This is a genomic window from Corynebacterium sp. HMSC055D05 (genome assembly GCF_001810365.1).
GTDB lineage: Bacteria > Actinomycetota > Actinomycetes > Mycobacteriales > Mycobacteriaceae > Corynebacterium > Corynebacterium coyleae.
Genome location: NZ_KV801083.1, coordinates 22591 through 39594, shown reverse-complemented (window position 1 = coordinate 39594; position 17004 = coordinate 22591). Strand labels below are relative to the sequence as shown.

Sequence of the window (17004 nt, the reverse complement as noted above, 5' to 3'; positions counted from 1 at the left end):
AAATTACGAAACATCCCCGAAATGTGACGTGTCTGTGCAGGTCACAGCGTTATCGCGTGTTTCGTAATTTGGTTTTCCGATTTTCGTAGTTCTACGAAACCGCAGGTAGAGCGTTTCGTAATTTTTTCGTATTTTGATCGGCAAATTACGAAACGAGGTCAAAACTACGAAACGAGCGCGCTACAGACGTGTCACAGGTCATAAAAAGGCGCGCCCCTTGCGTGTCACCGTGACGCAGCATCCCGGCCGTGTCACATAGCTACAACCCCTGCAGCGTGCCCTCAATGAGGACGGTCTATGTCGTAGACATGTGCCCGTAATGTGTGTCTGTGTCTCTCCCTTAAAAGGTTTGGGTCGAAATACCGCAAAATTACGAAACATCCCCGAAATGTGACGTGTCTATGCAGGTCACAGCGTTATCGCGTGTTTCGTAGTTTTGTTCTTTTCGTTTGCGGAAATCACGAAACCGCAGGTAGAGCGTTTCGTAATTTTTTCGTATTTTGATCGGCAAATTACGAAACGAGGTCAAAACTACGAAACGAGCACACTATAGACGTGTCACAGGTCACAAAAAGGCGCGCCCCTTGCGTGTCACCATGCCGCCACACAACAGCTGCCCCACCACAACACCCCAGCCGTGCCACGTGGCGTGTAGAAACGTGCTCGGTTCGATTCGTAAAGATTAGGTCGCAGGCTATTGTGCGCGACGCATAAGTTCCGTACGATGGCCCCCAGACCGTATGTGGCGTTTTAATTCGTTTTTGGTTTAGCCAGCCGCATACGGGGGATAACCCCGAGGATAATTCATAAAGAGACAGCCTCTCGACCGTGATAGGCGCGGTTCCTCCGACGAGATAGACCGGTCGGCAACGGCATTGCCAACCACAAAAGCGGTCAGGTAGGGAGTAAGCGCTCCCGTAAAGCGATGGGACGGCAGACCACCGTTCTAGCGAGTTGAGCACGGCACTCCAAGCCGCCTGAATAGCAAGCCGGTAAAGCACTCCGCTCCGGGACAGATCAATCTGCCCAGGAGCGTTTTTCTATGTCCGAAAAGGACACGACTACCGCCGTCGCGCCACGCTTTTACACGCTGCAGGAACTCGCCGATCTCGGCGTCGGCTCCGAGTCCACGTTGCGAAAAGCTATTAAAGAGGGCCGTCTTTCATTCCACCGTTTCGGCACCGCCTATCGGATTCGCCAAGACGATCTCGACGCCTACCTCGCGGCCGCACGCCGCCCTGCCCCGCAGCTATTCGACGGCTTCGTCGATGCCGTCGTGAATGCAGCGCCCCAACTGACAGATGAGCAGCGCCAGCAGCTCGTCACGGTGCTGGGCGGTGTGAAGCACTAATGCGGACAAACCCGCCTACGACGAGATCCCGCCGCTTAGCTCAGCTAGTCAGGCTGGGTCTTGAACTGAGTGCGAGGGCTGATGGGTGATGGCCGTGCTACTACACACGCGCGCTCCACCGTCGTGCCCCGAGTCCAAATAAACAGTTCATTCAACCAAGGAGAACAAACCATGTCTTTCAGAGACGATTACGCAGCAGCGCTGCGCGATGAGCAGCAAGCAAAAGATACCGTGAACGAGGCGCGCCGTGCACACAAAGCGACAAAGGAGCGCCTTGCGCAGTTGCGCAAGTATGCCGAAGAGTTCGAGGTGAATCTCGACGGTGACAAGTCCGCCAGCACCGAAGGGGACGGTGACAAGTCCGCCAGCACCGAAGGGGACAGCGATACACCTGAGAACGGTGACGGCGACACGCCTGAGAGCACCGAGGGCAGTAAGCCGAAGCGGCATCTAGAAGTTGTACCCGACTAACCCTTTAGCCGTACACGCAATCACCTCATGTGTGTACGGCCACGCGGCGTGACGACGTACAGCCGTCACGTTTGATGTCGCTACACACCCCGCTCGCAAGGGCGGGGTTTTCGCGTGTGTGCGGGTGGCTGCGGCACCGCTACACGTGACACTGTCACGATGCTTGCGCCGGTATCGGCGACGGGGCATATACACGTCTGCCCCGTCGCCTGGATCATCCGCCACATGGCTGGCGGTATGTCGCGCTGCTGTTATGCGCGGTTCTGGCCGGCATAGTCTTGTGTGGACTTGAAATATGCCGAAGACGGGGCCGTGGGTGCAGCAAAGACAGCAGCGTGGACAGAGCAGATTTCAGCAACAGTCATGTTGCTGAAGTTGTGACCGCGACGGCAGATGATATGCGGCGGACGCCGCATAATGGACGCGTCGTGAGATACGCCAATATCCATCTCGGCAGGCTTGCCGTGATGGAGCGTTTCGTGATGACCCAAACACGACACATCGATGCTGGCATATCCGATTACATATCGACGGGATATATCGGATTGCCGGCAGTGTCGTGACGTAAAGCATGGGTCATCACACAAGGTGCAGCGCCAGCTGCACTATTGGGCACCTTGACCGGAGCGCAGCGGAGGGAAAGGTAGACCCAGCCAGACCGAGCGAGCGAGGTCTGAGTCTGGGGCTATGAGGGGCGGCGCGCCAGCGCCGGGCACCGGGTTATGCGAGCGCCAGCGAGTAGTAATACCCGGTGCAGTGCCTCGGCTATGCCGAGCGCCGGAGCGCAGCGGAGGCGTCGCACCCCCTTATGCCCTTTTCCCCCTTCTACCCCTATAACGACAAACATATAGGGGTTTTGACACAGAAGGGGGCTGCGACCTGCGTGTTTCGGGTCTTTATGCGGTCTTCGACCCTTACCCGAAACGGCCCGTTGATGCGCGAAGCGCACATGGTGCCTACACAAAATCTGCAGGTCGCCACGCTGTGCGCACCACATACGGCGTCAGTCGTTGTATGTCGGTCTTAAAGTAAGGGCCGATGACGGGTGGAAACGCCGCTTGCGGCGTCTTCCCGCGTCATCGCGCACGCCGTGTGCAACGTGAGCTTGCGAACGTGCCACGGCGTCGAACCGAACGGCAAGACCGACATCGTTAACGTGGTGCGCACAGCCACACCCTGCACTCTGGCACCGCCGCTAGGCGGTCATTGCAGGGTGGTGAACATCCCGCAGCGAGCCATCCGCCGCAAGGCGGTGTTGATGCTGCTGCGGGGGTCAACGACACGGGCTGAGTAACACACTCCATATCGGCCCGTGCTACAAGCACACTATCGGTGCAGACGTATCACGTTCGCGGCGGCCATATGCGCGCAAGCGCATGTAACAGACACCGCCAGCGACGTGTGTTTCGCGAGCGCCCGCTCGCAGCAGATCCAGCGGCAGCTGTTGATGCAAATGTGTAGCGCCGCGACTCGATTGGTTCATCTTTGTGGCAGCGGCTGTACGGCCCTGTGGCGGCCGTAGACGCCTCGGATGGACGGAGTGCGCGTGCAGAAGAACAGTTTCGAGACGTCGCTGTTCGTCGTGTATCTGCCGAAGTCGATGTGCAAGGAGATCCCCGACTACTACACCAGTGAGGTGGACGGGCGCGAAGTGAAACGTCCGCGCTATGCAGCCCGCGACTACGAAGAAGCAATGATGTACCCCGAAGAGTCAATGCGTTGGCTCGCCGAGAACTTCATTCCCGGCGGTATCGACGCAGTCGCTGGCGGTGATATGAACTTCGACGAATCAACGCCACACATCCAGTTCCAGGCGGATACGTTCTCACCGAAGCCCGAAGATCCCGACAAGCTCCGTTGCCGCCCCGGCATCGCGTACAACACTGACACCTCAGTGCGGTACACATCCGGCCCGAAGAAGGGCAAGCAGATCTCGGGTAACCAGAAGTTCATCGACGCGCAACGGGGCCTGCGCGAACACATGCACTCGCTGGGCTATCCGGTGGAACTGGAAGTCTCCGAGCGGCATGACGAGTCGTTGAACCTCGGACGCTACGCAGAACAACAAGACCGGGAGCGCGACCTCGCCAAGCGCGAGGATGATGTGGAAGTCAAGAAGCGATCCGTGCAGCGCGATATGGACGCAATTGATCGTGACCGCGAGCAAACAGCAAAAGAACTTGAACAGGCAAAAGCTGCCAACGAAAAAGCGCAAGGTGTGTTGCAGCACGCCGAAGAACAGGCTCGCGCTGTTGCCGAGCGTGTGCTCAACGAGGCACGTGAGAAGGCAGAGCAAGAAGCCGAGCAGATCCGCAGTGACGCGCGCGAGAAGGCCAAGCAAGAAGCCGAGCAGACCATGGGCCTTGCCGAAGCGCAAGCAGACGAGCTGCTCGAACGAGCCGAAGAGACTGCACAGGCCAAGGCGGGCGAGATTACAGCCGCAGCCCGCAGCGAAGCGGAGTCGATCACACGCCAAGCCGACGAGGCCCGTAAGCAGGCTGAGCGCGACGCTGAGACGATCCGCAGCGAAGCACGAGATGAGGCCACAAGCATCCGCGACGAGGCCACGCGCGACGCTGCAGTAACGCGCACGGATGCCCGCGATGAGGCTGATCAGATCCGCCGCAACGCGCACACGGACGCCGAAGATGAAGCAGCCATCATCATCGAAGAAGCGGTGAAGTCAGGACAGCAGTTGGAGCATCTGGACAAGAAGTTCCTGGTGCAAGAACTGCATCGCAGCCCGGAGCTGCTTGAGCGCTACACGCTGTTCAAGCAGTCGCAGACCTCAGGCAAGAAGGGCGGGGCGCAGCAACGTGCGCGCGAGCGTATCGAGAAGCGCCGCCAGCAGCAACAGCAGCGTGATCGTGACGGCGGTATGGAGCTTTAGCAGCTCACCATGCGCTCTGCACGCCCGTCTGCGGGCCGTACAGGGCGCCGTCGGCGTCGTCGGTCATCTGCGGTATGAAACCGCTGAGATTCGGCGAAAATCGAAGAAATCTCGGCTAAGCGGGGCCAAGTGTCACTACGTTGCGCAGCGAATTGGCCGGTTAAGTGGCGGAGATATTGCGCAGCGCGTCGGTGTGTACGACGGCGCATGTGCTGCACAGCAAACATGCCAGCACACAGACCTGCAGAATGTCGTTGTCATCCTGTTGCGCAGTAAAGGTGTCAATAGGATGACAAACCACTTCACTGCCCAATTCACATGTCATTAAAGTGACAGGGCATTTGATTGCGCAGTAAACGTGTCGATGAAATGGGTGCCCAATACACAGTGCAACCTACGTGTTAATGAAATGTCACAGACACTACATAGTGCAGTGAGTTGCGCAGCAGAAACGCCAGTAAAAGCACCGCACCACTGCACCGTAAAACTGCACAAGTGATTCGCAGCAAATTGGCGTGTGAAATGGTTGAAAAAATAACCCCGCAGCGTATGCGGGGTTCATCCACGATTACAATTGCAACCGGGCTCACACTGCTATCGGAGGGTTAACTCCCCCTGCAACGCGTTCACAACGTCACGGGGAAGTACAGCTAGCGTGGGAGACGGGAATGTCACCACCACCACTATTCGGAGGTAAAACCATGACCCGCATCGCCATCATCGTCGGCAGCACCCGCCCCAACCGCCTGGCACCCCAGGTCGCCGAATGGGTGCACGAGCACGCGCAGCAGCACGGCGGCGCCGAGTTCGAGCTCGTGGACATCGCCCGACCAGAACCTGCCCCTGCTGGATGAGCCCATGCCCCGGCCATGGGCCAGTACTCGAAGGATCACACCAAGGCCTGGGCCGAGAAGATCGCCTCCTACGACGGCTTCGTCTTCGTCACCCCGGAGTACAACCACTCCGTGCCCGCCGCACTGAAGAACGCCGTGGACCTCCTGTACGCGGAGTGGAACAACAAGGCCATCGGCTTCGTCAGCTACGGCAGCGCCGGCGGCACCCGCTCCGTGGAGGCGTGGCGGCTGATCGCCGCGGAACTGCAGATGGCCGACGTCCGCGCCCAGGTGTTCCTGCCCTTCAGCTCCGACTTCGAGGACATGTCGAAGTTCACCCCGACCGAAGGCGCCACCGGCGCTCTCACCGATGTGTTCAACCAGGTCACCGCCTGGTCGGAGGCGCTCAAGACGCTGCGCGGCTGACCGGTAGTTGGTCTGAACCAGGCCGAACGCGGCGAGAAACCTGTGGTTTCCCGCCGCGTTGTCGTTCGTTGCTCGCCTCAATGCCGAGCCGTTCGAGTTCTTCCGGATTGCCCCGCATCTCCCGGACCACCTCGGGCGTGCGGCTCTCAGTCGAGGATCTCCTCCACTGCCCGTAAACCGCTTGTCCGTCAGGTCGGGGTCGTCCTCGAAGGGGACCGGGGTTCCACCCGGTGGATTCTGCCCGGCCACTCCCCGACCGCGGGTCCCGCTCCACGGATGGACGCATCCAGGGTGGCGGTCAGGTAGCTGAAGTTCGCCGATTCCCCCTCGCACAGATCAGTTCTGGTGCCGTGGGAAAAGGGGTCTCTCCCCTGGCCCGGGACGGTGCCGGTTCGGCTGTCATACGCATCTTCGCCTGAATTGGACCCACCACGGCAATCCGCTGCACGACAGGCCCGGTGAGCCCTTGTTCCCCGTACCTCGCTCAGCTCGTCAGAGTCCCCTCCACTAGGCTCGGGGCACATGACAACTCGACCGAATTCCCTCCGGCACTGGGAGTACTTCGTCGCCGTGGCCGAGGAGGGCAGCGTCACCGGTGCCGCGGAGCGGCTGAGGCTGACCCAGTCCCCCGTGTCCCAGGGGCTGAAACGTCTGGAGTCGAATCTCGGCCTCGACCTGATCCGCCGCTCCGCCACCGGTGCCACCCTCACCGAGGCCGGCCGGTCCCTGCTCCCGCAGGCCCGGATTCTGGTCCGGGACGCCACGGAACTGCAGAGCATGGCCCACGCCATCACCGACGCCGGGGCCGAGGTACGCGTGGGGCTGGCCCCCTCGGTGCCGCCGGGCATCGCCTTCGACCTCACCTCCGCGTTGCGGGACGTCGGCCGGGTCAGTGTGCACACGGCCGAGGTGTCGCAGCTGGTCACCCGGGTGGGCGAGGGCCGTCTGGACTGTGCCGTCATCGAGGACCCGGCGCCGACGGGTGAGTTGTCTCGCGGGCAGCTGCACGAGGTTCCCCGGCTGCTCGCCGGGCCCGCCGAAAAGCCCGCGACCTGGGCGGCGTTGCGGGGACACACCCTGCTGGACAACACCGCCGCCGTCAGCCCGGCGGCCGCCGGACGCCTGGCCGACGCCTTCTTCACCATCGGCTTGCACCCGGAGACCGAGCTGTGGCCGGACCGGACGGCCCTGGCCGCGCGGCTCGGTGCCGGAGGCGCGATGGTGCTGCTCACCCCCGATCAACTCGGGGGCCTGCCCGCGTTCCCGATGCCGACGGCCTTCCACCTGCGGCTGCGGTGTGTGGTGCCGCCGCAACGGGGCGGGGCCGTCGGAAAGCGGGATCTGCGCGACGTCGTGGACCGTGCCCTGCGGCGCTCCCTCGGGCGTCTGGGAGAGACCGGATGACCAGGAGCCTGCGGGCCCGGATCGGCACCGAATTGGTCGCCGCGGGCTGTGACGGTTGGTGCTGGGCGCACCCGGTCGGCGAAGAGGCGGCCGGCGTCGGGGTCGGCGCCGACAGTCAGACCAGCATCTCGTCGATGTACAAGGTCCACCTCCTGGCCGCCTTCTGCCTAGCCGTGGACCGCGGGCTGCTGAATCCGCTCGACGCGGTGACGCTCAGCACGGATGACGGCCCGGTCGGGACCCCGGGAGTGGGGCTGTTCGCCGATCCCGTGACGATGAGCCTGCGGGATCTGGTGCGTCAGATGGTGGTGCTCTCCGACAGCATCGCCGCCCGGGTGCTGCAGCGGCGTCTCCCACCGGGCCTGGTCGGGGAGGTCGTCTCCCTGGCGAATCTCGAGGACACCACGATCGTCGCCCCGGGCACCACCGAGTCCGAACTCCCGGCCCTTCCAGAGGACGGCTCCGCGGCCAGCGAGGCGATCCGGCTGCTGGTCTCCTACCCCCGGGTCCACCAGGATCCGGCCACCTACCGCTCGGTGAGCACCCCACGCCAGCTGTGCCGCCTGCTGGACTGGATCTGGACGGGCCCGGATCTCACCGGGGTCTCCCGTGCCTTCGCCCGGACCGTGCTCGGGCAGCAGGTGTGGGGCCACCGGATCCCCTCCGGCTTCCCCGCCGGGGGCGTGCGCTTCCACGGCAAGACCGGGACGATCGGCCCCGTGCGCGGCGAGGTTTCCGTGGTGGCCGTCGACGAGGAGGCACCCATCGTCGTCGCCGTGATCACCCGTTCAGCCCGCAGCGGCCCGAACCTCGCGGCCGCGGACGCCGCGATCGGCCGCATCGCCCGGTTACTCGTCGATGAACTGCGCATGTCGCGCTGAGATTTCCCACCGGAGAACACCCCGCCGAGCAGGCGATATTCGTCTCCCGACTGGCCGGAAGTCGTGCGGGAACGTGGTAGCGGTGAGCCCGTGGGCCTAATCTCATCCGGCATGACCACCCGCACCACTGTCCGTGTCTCCGCCCTGCTCGCCGCTACGGCGCTCGCGCTCTCCTCCTGCACCGTGCCCTGGTTCCGGGACGCGGTGGACGAGTTCGTCGCCGCCTTCAACGCCGGTGACGACGCCGGTGCCGCCACACTCAGCGACGATCCCGCCCGGGCCGCAGCCGACCTGGAGCAGCTGCGCGCGGGCATCGGCGGGACCAGCGTGGAACTGGACGCCGGCGGCGAGGAGGACGGCGCCACCGAGATCACCGCCACCTGGACCGTCCCGAATGGCGATGAGTTCACCACCACCGGGACGATCACCCTCTCCGAACAGGACAGCGACCTCATCACCTGGGACAAGCGGATCTTCTCCACGGAGCTGAACGGGGACAGCCGCTTCCTCTACTCCGACGACAAGACCTTCACTCTGCCGGTGACCGACCGCAACGGCACCGACATCCTGTCCTGGACACCTGTCACCGTCGTCTCCGCGGGCCCGGAGCTGATCCCGCGGGCCGGGGAGATCGCCGCCGCCGTCCGCCCGGTCGTGCCGACCTCCACCGCCGAATCCGTCACCGCCCAGATCGAGTCCGGGGACGGCTCCCCGGTGGGGCTGTTCACCCTCCGAGAGCGGGACTTCGCCGTGATAGGGGACGCCCTGCGGGCGATCAAGGGACTGGACCTGCGGGAGGAGGGCCGCATGCTCGGCCCCACCCGGGACACTGCCTCCCCGGTGGACGGCGGCCTGCGCGACTACTGGTCGGAGAAGATCACGGCCGACGCCGGCTGGACCCTCCAGGCCACCTCCCCCACCGGCACGACCATCCTGGGGCAGGTGGAACCGGAGGAGAGCGAACCCGTGCGCACCACGATGGACCTCGGGGTGCAGACGGCCGCGAAGCGGGCCCTGGAGCCGATCGAGCAGCCCGCGGCGATCGTCGCCCTCAGCGCCTCCACCGGCGGGGTTATCGCCGTCGCGCAGAACGACGCCGCCGACGCCCTCGGCCCCGTCTCGCTGAGCGGGCTGTACCCGCCCGGCTCCACCTTCAAGACGGTGACCACCGCCGCCGCCCTCGAACGCGGCACCGTGGTACCCGACTCCACCGTCGCCTGCCCCGCCACCGCGGAGATCGACGGCCGCGTCATCCCCAACGACGGCAACTTCGCCCTCGGGGACGTCTCCATGACGCAGGCCTTCGCCCAGTCCTGCAACACCACCCAGGGTTTCATCTCCCAGGATCTGGAGCCGGACGACATGAGGAACACGGCGGCGCGCCTCGGGCTGGGCGTGGACTTCACCGCGCCCGGCATGACCACGGTGACCGGCTCCGTCCCCGTCACCGAGCCCGGCGCGGCCCGGGTGGAGGCCGCCATCGGCCAGGGCGAGGTCCTCTCCTCCCCCTTCGGGCTGGCCGTCATGGAGGCCTCCCTGGGCAACAACGGCCGGATGGTGCTGCCGACCCTGATCCAGGGTGAGGAGACCACCGCCGACCAGGACCCCGAGCCGCTCGACCCGGCGACAGTGCGGGCCCTGCGCGCGATGATGGCGGAGACGGTGGACTCCGGGACCGCCGCCAGCCTGAGCGACATCGACGGTCTCGGCGGCAAGACCGGGACCGCGGAGGTCGGGGGCAACCGGCCCGCCCACGGCTGGTTCGCCGGCATCAAGGGTGACCTGGCGTTCTGCACCTTCGTCGCCGGGGCGGAGTCCTCGGGACCGGCGGTGGCGGCCACGGGCCGTTTCCTGCGCGATGACGCGATGTCGGAGTGGCGCTGAGCGGACCCCATCACCCGGGCCGACGCTCACGTCGATCCCCCAAAAGTAGTATTAGTGCAGGTCAGCCCCATTCAGGGGGCGGAAGAGGACGTTCCGGACAAAAGTCCGCGATACCTCGGGTGGTCACGTCAACTTCTGGGTTAAAAAAATGAGGGGTCGTTCACTGTCGGTCAACATATTCGAGAAGGTAACCCGGTGTTTTCACGGGAAGCGGGCTGACACGTGGTGAAGATACAAGGAAAGTGACCCTTGACCAGGTAAATTAGTAGTTGTTGATGTCACAATTTGCCTGCTCGAAAGGATCACCTTCAGGGTGAAGACTACCAGCTTCCATGTCGGTACCCCCGCTCCTGCTCAACTGTGCTCGAACGCCGGACTCATGTTATTGGCCGCCACCGCCGACGCCGTCAAAGTCGCCGATGCCATCGACGTGGAACTGGCCGAGTGGCAGAACCCGAACCTGCTGCACACCATGACCGCACTAGCCCTGGCACTGGCCCTCAGCGGGGACGACGCAGGCGATGTTGATCTCCTGGGCCCGTTGGTGGCCACCGGCCTGGTCGACCAGGTGCCGTCGCACTCCACGGTGCACCGCCGCCGCAAGGAACTCGCCGACCACGACGACGAAGCTGCCGGTGCCGGCACAACCGCGGTGCTGGCCGGCATGAAAACAGCCCGTACCGCGGACTGGACCGCCTGCGGTGCCCGCAACCCCGCCGCCGCGGCCAGCACCGATGCTCCGTTGGTTCTGGACCTGGACGCCACGGAAATCCTCGCCCACTCAGACAAGGAAAAAGCGGCCCCGACCTGGAAGAAGCACTACGGGTTCCACCCGCTGTGCGCGATCATCGACCACGGCGACGGGCTGACCGGTGAACCCGCAGCCGTCCTGCTGCGTCCGGACAACGTCGGCTCGAATACCGCCGACGACCACAAGGACGTCCTCGACCAGGCCTTGGCCGCGATCCCCAACCGCGTCGATGGTCAGGAGTGGGGGAAGCGTTTGCTGATACGCACGGATTCCGCCGGCGGATCCCAGGCCTTTCTGAGACACCTCAACCAACAAGGCCTGGCGTATTCGGTGGGGTTGCCGGTGACCTGGCAGATCGGCGACATCGCCTCCACGCTCGGCGAGGGCATCAAACAAGGCATCATCCGCGCGGGCGGTACGGTCAGCGACACCACGGACGCTTATGTCGCAGACATCACTTCCCGGATGCGATCCTGGGCCGGGGAACCACTGGGCATTAACCTCGACAAATACCCCACAGATATGCGGATTATCATCCGAAGCCCTGACGATGGCCTGGAAGGTACGAGGAGACCTGAATGGGGCGATTTTCCACTCGGATCACGGCAGTGTTTATACCTCTGAGCAGTACCGGAGGTTGTGTGAGCAGTTCGGCGTCACCCAGTCGATGGGAGCGATCGGGACGAGTGCGGATAACTCGTTGGCGGAGTCGTTCAACGCGTCACTGAAGCGGGAAGTCCTTCAGGATGAGCCTGTTTTTCCAAGTCAGCTGGTGTGCCGCCGGGATGTGTTTCGGTGGTGCACCCGGTACAACACGAAACGTTTGCACTCATGGTCCGGCTACCGCTCGCCGAATGCCTTTGAAGCCGCCTGATTAGCTGCACTGACTATCATGATCACCGCCTCCGCGGAACCGCACGGCGGGGCCGTCGACCCACTGCGGGCTGTCCCATTCGTCGAACGCGAGCAGAGCCCCGACACCGCACCGCTGCGTGCGCGCCCAATTGCGACCATTGATTCCGCTGCCCCACACCGAAGCAGTTTCACGGTCGCAAGCGTCGTGCTCGTCGCCGCCCTTGCTGTCGCAGTGGGCGCTTTTCGACGGATACTCCTCCAGGGCCGACCCCGGCATCGCTCCATTCACCACGGCTAAAACTCGCCGCGAAGGTAGTGCACCGAGACCAGATTGACTGGCGTCGCAGCGCTATCAGTAGGTCGCGGTCAGCGCTGCCTCGCGTGTGAGGGCCGGGCCTTCGGGCAGGAGACTGAGGATGCTCCACGGAACGGTGTCCACGTGCAGTGCGCCGACGACGTCGAGGTTGTCCCTGGTATCCACCAGATGGCGCTGACCTGAAGCGGACACGACGTGGTAGCCGGCACCGGTGTCGACGCCGACAGCACCGGAGGCTAACCCGACGAAATGGGTCGCGGGGCTGTCACCGGACAGCTCGACCGATCCTGCGGTCAAGACATCCGAATCTGGGGCAACGAGTGCAACAGAGCCTGACTCCGTCACGCACACGGCCGATCCTTGTGGATCAACCCACTCCGGCGCTTTCTCCGGAACGGCGATATCTAGCGGGACTTGGGCATCCGGATACGCGGCAATCTGGGAGGGGGAAGAGGTTGAGGTGGGTGCGGCGGCGTCGATAAGCAACTGCTTCTGTAATTCCGAAACGGGCTGAATGCCGCCATGCTGTGTGACAGCCCATGCTTCGTCGGTGCCGTCGGCGAGCAACAGGCGCGGCAATGGGTGTGGCAGGCGGACCGGCGGAAGTTCGCGGATCGCGGACAGCACCGGCGCACTGATGTCTGCGCGGACGACCCGCGCGTCGATGCCCAGGGCGCGTCGGATCAGCCTGCCCTGTGCATCGCTGTCTGGCGGGAGTTTTGCGCGCCCCTCATTGGTGAGCATCCACTCGTTGCCGCCCTGAGTAACCGCGACAGCCTGCCCGTCGGCAAGCTGCTGCACCGGTTCCCCGGCGACAACCGTGACACGCTCCTCCCCCTCGCACGCCGACCACGCAGCATCCACCGCATCACCCGGCGCGAACATCGCCGGCGCCGTGGCGATACCCAACGGCACACCGCGCGGCATCTCGGTGAGTCGCTCCTCCCCCACGCGCTGCGGCTCCTCCGCACTGCCTGCGATCAGTCGCGCCGACGTCAGGTTCGTCACCGGGTGCACTACCTCCCCGACCCGCACGTACATCGCCCCGTCATTGGCCCGCAGAATCGCCGCCGCGCCCGGATCCGGATTCGGCCGCAACCACGCGAACAGCCCCGATCCCGCCGCGATGAGCGCCACCGCGACCATCCCGAAGATCGCCGAACGACGCCGTGCCGCCAATGGATCATGAATCATCCGGATATCCCCGTAAATGAGCCCGTGCTCCACGCGCCGGCGCATGAAACGGTGCCCCGAAACCTGCGAACGCGTCGTCGGCAACAGCCTGCGCGCCTGCTTTGTCTCCCCCGAAACGGCATGAGTGTGCTGAGCCATGTGGACGCCCCCGTCGATTAGCAATGGCTTCTTTAAACGACGCTAAGCGCATGCGGGGCGGGCTTCAACCCGAAAATGCGCACTGAAGTGCGCAACGCTATTCGACGCCCGCGGCCGCCAGCTCCTCACTCGTCGGAGTCAGCTCAGGCAGCTCGGTGGAGCCGCCGTTGGCGACGGCGTCGCGCTGGAGTTCCTTGATCTCAGCTGGGGTGAGCTGCGCGTTGACGGCGAAGATGGTCACGCGACCGCGCTGGTAGACGGGCGTGACGCCGGGGGTGGTCCACAGGGCCTTGTCCACCTGCCAGTTTTTGGGCCCGGGCCAGAAGGTGTTGCCGGAGGAGACGATGAAGCGGACGCCCAGGTCGGCGGCGGCGTCGTCGGCGGGCGATTTCTCGTTCGGTCGGCCGCGTTCACCGGCGCCGAGTTGGCCGGCGCGGTCGGCGAGCAGGTTCGAGTCGACGCCCAGGCCGCCGTTGGGCCACAGGTAGTGGCGGGCGACTGTGGGCACGCCGTCGATGGCGTAGGCCCAGGAATACCCGTCGGTGGATTCGCCCATGACTAAGCCCTCGTGAGCCTCCGGGCGGGAGGCGAGCCAGGCGTAGGCCGTGAGCTGGTCGTCGTCGACCATGCGGTCGTTGAGGCGGGAGGCGTCGAAGGACATCTTCGCGCCGTCGACGGCGACGGTGGACGCCCAGGCGCCGGTGCCCCACCCGACGAGAACCGCGAGGATAGCGGAGGCAATCGACGTGCCCCACACCCACGGGCGGGTGCCGTAGCGGGCAGCGACGGGAGCGAGCGTGAACACGCGGATGATCATCGCGGCGCCGACAGCGGCACCGGCGATGACGGTCAGCGCCACGACCGTGATGATGCGGTGCGCGGAGTTGTAGTGCGGGGACCCGAGCAGGGTCAAAAGCGGTTCCCACAGTCCGTCGAACGGGTGCAGCGCATGCGCCGCGCTGGCCGTCATGAGCCCGTAGAAGACGGGCGCCCACACCTGCCCGCGCCAGACCACCATGGCGATCGCGCCGAAGCCGGCGAGCCACAGCAGGATGGTCGGGTCGAAGTCGGGGAAGAACTCGCCCACGTGGCGGGTGCTCATCTTGAACGCCTTCTCCCAGGCCTCCCCTGAAGTGACATTCTCGCTGGCGTCCCAGGTGTTCACCTCTTCGGCCTGAGTCTGGCCGGCGATGAGCTGCGGGAGGAACGCCACCGTCGCGCCGAGCGCCGGAATGGCCAGCCACAGGACATCGCTAACACGCGAGCGGTCCGGGCGCCACACCAGGTAGGTCAGCCAGTACAGCAGCACGGCGAGCACCACGACGAGCACCGCGGACGGGTGGACCTGCATCATGCCTAAGAACGCGAACAGCGTCGGCAGGGCCAGCGCGCGGTAGCGCGGCACCTGGTGGAACAACGCGATGACGATGCCGGACAGTCCGATCGCCACGATGTAGGGGCGCATGCCCACGAAATCCGGGATCCACACCAGCACCGGCGAGGCGTACACCGCGATGGCGGCCAGTCCCGCGGCGATCTGCGCGACCATGCCGCGGCCGCGCGCCATCGCCCACGCCAGACCAGCGGCGCCGGCGGTCAGGGCGAGACTCGGCAGCACGATCGACGCGAGGTTCACGGCTTCCACGGGGGCGAGGTCGCCCGCGCTGGCAAACAGCGCCGTCGCCGCGTGGAAAGCGGAAGGATAGAAAAGATCGATGTGCGTTTCGGGGTTCTGCAGCTCGCCCATCCGCGTGGGCGAGGCAATGCCTTCCTCCATGATGAAGCGCACCGCATTGACGTGCCACTGGATGTCCCAACCCTGGACAATATTGTCCAGCTGGCCGGGCACCTTCGACTGGAGTTCGAGCTGCTTGGCGATCAGCATCCACGCGCCAGCCACGACGCCGGCGCCGGGCAGCACCCACGACGGGTCGGCGATACTGCCGCGCCGCCAGTCGCCCGGCCACAGGGCACGCACCCAATTCTTCGCCGCGCGTTTTCTCGCCCGCCGCGCGAACGCGTAGCGCCACCCGGCCGCCAGACACAGCATGAGCACTAAGAAAACGATGAACGACGGCCACCCGAAGCGGATTCCCATCGCGCCGTACATCCAGCTGCCCAACCCGACGATGCCGAAGGTCGCGGGCAGCGACGACGCGGCCGCAGCGGGCAGTTTCGCGCCCGCGACCCACGCGAAGATCAGCCCCGGCAATGTGAATACAGCGATGGCCAACCACACGGCACCGACTGCATCCATGCGCTACCTCCCGGGGGCGACTCGTTCGGACAATTCCTGCCCAAGCAGTCTATTCCGTCGCCCGGGAAGACTCGGAGTGCACCTCCGAAGCGTCGCGCCGGTCGCGCGTCACTGCAGCGCGAGCTGCGAGTTCGTTATCTGCCGGGTAGTCGACGCCGAGGAGGGTCAACCCATTTGCGGGTGCCAAACTCACCGCGGCAGAGCGTTCCTTCTCCCCCAGCAAAGCCGCGGCCCACTCACCGTCGCGCTTGCCGGAGCCGACGTCGAGACACGTGGCCACCAGCGCGCGGACCATGTGCCAGCAGAACGCGTCGGCGACGATGACCGCCTCGTAGAGCTCGGGTTCCTCACCGGTGGACACGTCGCGCCACTCGAACGAGCGGACCTCCCGGATCGTGGTGGCGTGCGGCCGCGCTTTGCAGAACGCCGCGAAGTCGTGCAGCCCGACCACGGCATTCGCGAATTCTTGCGCCGCGTCCAGGTCCACCTTCTTCGGCCACACCGCGGTGTCCCTCACGCGCAGGGGCAGCGCGCCGCCGTCCGCGGTGGTCACCCGGTAGCGGTAGGTGCGCGTCAACGCCGAGAAACGCGCGTCGAAGCCGTCGGGCGCGGCGGACACTGCCGAAACGCGCACGTCGGGATCAAGCAATTTCGCTAATCGACGCACCAACCTCCCCGGATCCCCCTCAATCGACCTCTGGTCCAGTGACGACACCGGAATATCCGCATGCGCCACCTGCCCGGCGGCGTGGACTCCCGCGTCCGTCCGGCCGGCCACCGTCAGCTCCACCGGGTAGCGCAGGATCAGGCTCAGCGCGTCCTCCAGCACGCCCTGCACCGTGCGGAGCTCTTCCCCACCGGCAGGTTTCTGGCGCGCCCAACCGTGGAAGTCCGTGCCGTCGTAAGCGACATCGAACCGCAGGCGCACCATCTCTTCCGGATCGTCCGCACGGTCACCTACAACGTCGAAATCACTTTTTCCTGCGCCCATGCCCCCAACCATAAATGGCGCCACTAGATGCGTTTGAAATCGCTTCACAAAACCCCAGGTCGTATCGTTCCCTGCGGGGTTTCGTAGTTAGAACGGTACTTCTTCGCCCTCAGCGCCAGCCAGGGCGGCGGTCGCCGCCTCGCCTCCGCGACGGGCAGCGCGAGCAGCGGACTCCTTCTTGGAATCGATCAGCTGCACCGTGTCGATGCGCGCCACCAGCGGGTACTGCTTCACACCGTCCTTGTCGGTGTAGACGTCGGTCTTGAGCGAGTAGCTCACCGCAACGCGATCGCCGGAGCCGATGCAGCCGAACACACCGGGGTTCGCGGCGTCCTGGACGTAGCCGGTCAGCTCCACGATCT

Annotated in this window: 11 protein-coding genes and 3 pseudogenes; 10 read left to right on the top strand and 4 right to left on the bottom strand. The window is 64.7% G+C overall.

The annotated features are described in order from the left end of the window. The first annotated feature begins 1042 nt into the window (after positions 1–1042). From HMPREF2734_RS11280 to HMPREF2734_RS11925, 10 genes and pseudogenes are all read left to right on the top strand, one after another. Positions 1043–1351, top strand: coding sequence for a helix-turn-helix domain-containing protein (locus HMPREF2734_RS11280; RefSeq protein WP_024058948.1), 309 nt, complete (start codon positions 1043–1045; stop codon positions 1349–1351). Between the two features lie 171 nt (positions 1352–1522). Next, positions 1523–1822, top strand: coding sequence for a hypothetical protein (locus HMPREF2734_RS11275; RefSeq protein WP_024058949.1), 300 nt, complete (start codon positions 1523–1525; stop codon positions 1820–1822). A gap of 1546 nt (positions 1823–3368) precedes the next feature. Next, positions 3369–4712: a coiled-coil domain-containing protein gene (locus HMPREF2734_RS11260; RefSeq protein WP_231699088.1), complete on the top strand. Its 1344-nt coding sequence runs from the start codon at positions 3369–3371 to the stop codon at positions 4710–4712. A 668-nt stretch (positions 4713–5380) separates the two neighbouring features. Further along, positions 5381–5971 (top strand): annotated as a pseudogene (locus tag HMPREF2734_RS11255) (NADPH-dependent FMN reductase). A 522-nt stretch (positions 5972–6493) separates the two neighbouring features. Next, entirely contained in the window at positions 6494–7375 is an 882-nt protein-coding gene (locus HMPREF2734_RS11250) for a LysR family transcriptional regulator (RefSeq protein ID WP_070421285.1), read from the top strand. Beyond that, on the top strand, positions 7372–8256 hold the full coding sequence (locus HMPREF2734_RS11245) for a serine hydrolase (protein WP_070421284.1): 885 nt from the start codon (positions 7372–7374) through the stop codon (positions 8254–8256). The genes HMPREF2734_RS11250 and HMPREF2734_RS11245 overlap by 4 nt, the downstream gene beginning before the upstream one ends. Positions 8257–8367: 111 nt before the next feature. Next, positions 8368–10140, top strand: coding sequence for a penicillin-binding transpeptidase domain-containing protein (locus HMPREF2734_RS11240; RefSeq protein ID WP_070421283.1), 1773 nt, complete (start codon positions 8368–8370; stop codon positions 10138–10140). 313 nt (positions 10141–10453) lie between these two features. Continuing rightward, positions 10454–11515 (top strand): transposase, encoded by a 1062-nt coding sequence (locus HMPREF2734_RS11235; protein WP_256375550.1) that lies wholly within the window; start codon positions 10454–10456, stop codon positions 11513–11515. Then, positions 11421–11765 (top strand): annotated as a pseudogene (locus HMPREF2734_RS11665) (integrase core domain-containing protein); the annotation flags it as partial. The gene HMPREF2734_RS11235 and the pseudogene HMPREF2734_RS11665, both read left to right, overlap by 95 nt. 18 nt (positions 11766–11783) lie before the next feature. After that, on the top strand, positions 11784–12044 hold the full coding sequence (locus HMPREF2734_RS11925) for a hypothetical protein (RefSeq protein WP_141750494.1): 261 nt from the start codon (positions 11784–11786) through the stop codon (positions 12042–12044). 54 nt (positions 12045–12098) lie between these two features. Here the strand turns inward: HMPREF2734_RS11925 and eccB are convergent, their stop codons facing one another. From eccB to HMPREF2734_RS11210, 4 genes and pseudogenes are all read right to left on the bottom strand, one after another. Then, the gene (eccB, locus tag HMPREF2734_RS11225; RefSeq protein ID WP_070421280.1) at positions 12099–13394 is read right to left on the bottom strand and encodes a type VII secretion protein EccB; all 1296 of its coding nucleotides are present in this window, start codon (positions 13392–13394) and stop codon (positions 12099–12101) included. A 97-nt stretch (positions 13395–13491) separates the two neighbouring features. Continuing rightward, complete coding sequence (locus HMPREF2734_RS11220) at positions 13492–15651, bottom strand: DUF6541 family protein (RefSeq protein ID WP_070570997.1); 2160 nt, start codon at positions 15649–15651, stop codon at positions 13492–13494. 49 nt (positions 15652–15700) lie between these two features. Beyond that, entirely contained in the window at positions 15701–16582 is an 882-nt protein-coding gene (truA, locus tag HMPREF2734_RS11215) for a tRNA pseudouridine(38-40) synthase TruA (protein ID WP_083279290.1), read from the bottom strand. 147 nt (positions 16583–16729) lie between these two features. Further along, positions 16730–17004 (bottom strand): annotated as a pseudogene (locus HMPREF2734_RS11210) (single-stranded DNA-binding protein); the annotation flags it as partial.

What these genes read in the sequence shown, in the direction of transcription:
- HMPREF2734_RS11220 (WP_070570997.1), bottom strand. Translation starts at nt 15,651, where the DNA reads ATGGATGCAGTCGGTGCCGTGTGGTTGGCCATCGCTGTATTCACATTG.
- HMPREF2734_RS11250 (WP_070421285.1), top strand. Translation starts at nt 6,494, where the DNA reads ATGACAACTCGACCGAATTCCCTCCGGCACTGGGAGTACTTCGTCGCC.
- HMPREF2734_RS11280 (WP_024058948.1), top strand. Translation starts at nt 1,043, where the DNA reads ATGTCCGAAAAGGACACGACTACCGCCGTCGCGCCACGCTTTTACACG.
- truA (WP_083279290.1), bottom strand. Translation starts at nt 16,582, where the DNA reads ATGGTGCGCCTGCGGTTCGATGTCGCTTACGACGGCACGGACTTCCAC.
- eccB (WP_070421280.1), bottom strand. Translation starts at nt 13,394, where the DNA reads ATGGCTCAGCACACTCATGCCGTTTCGGGGGAGACAAAGCAGGCGCGC.
- HMPREF2734_RS11240 (WP_070421283.1), top strand. Translation starts at nt 8,368, where the DNA reads ATGACCACCCGCACCACTGTCCGTGTCTCCGCCCTGCTCGCCGCTACG.
- HMPREF2734_RS11245 (WP_070421284.1), top strand. Translation starts at nt 7,372, where the DNA reads ATGACCAGGAGCCTGCGGGCCCGGATCGGCACCGAATTGGTCGCCGCG.
- HMPREF2734_RS11925 (WP_141750494.1), top strand. Translation starts at nt 11,784, where the DNA reads ATGATCACCGCCTCCGCGGAACCGCACGGCGGGGCCGTCGACCCACTG.
- HMPREF2734_RS11275 (WP_024058949.1), top strand. Translation starts at nt 1,523, where the DNA reads ATGTCTTTCAGAGACGATTACGCAGCAGCGCTGCGCGATGAGCAGCAA.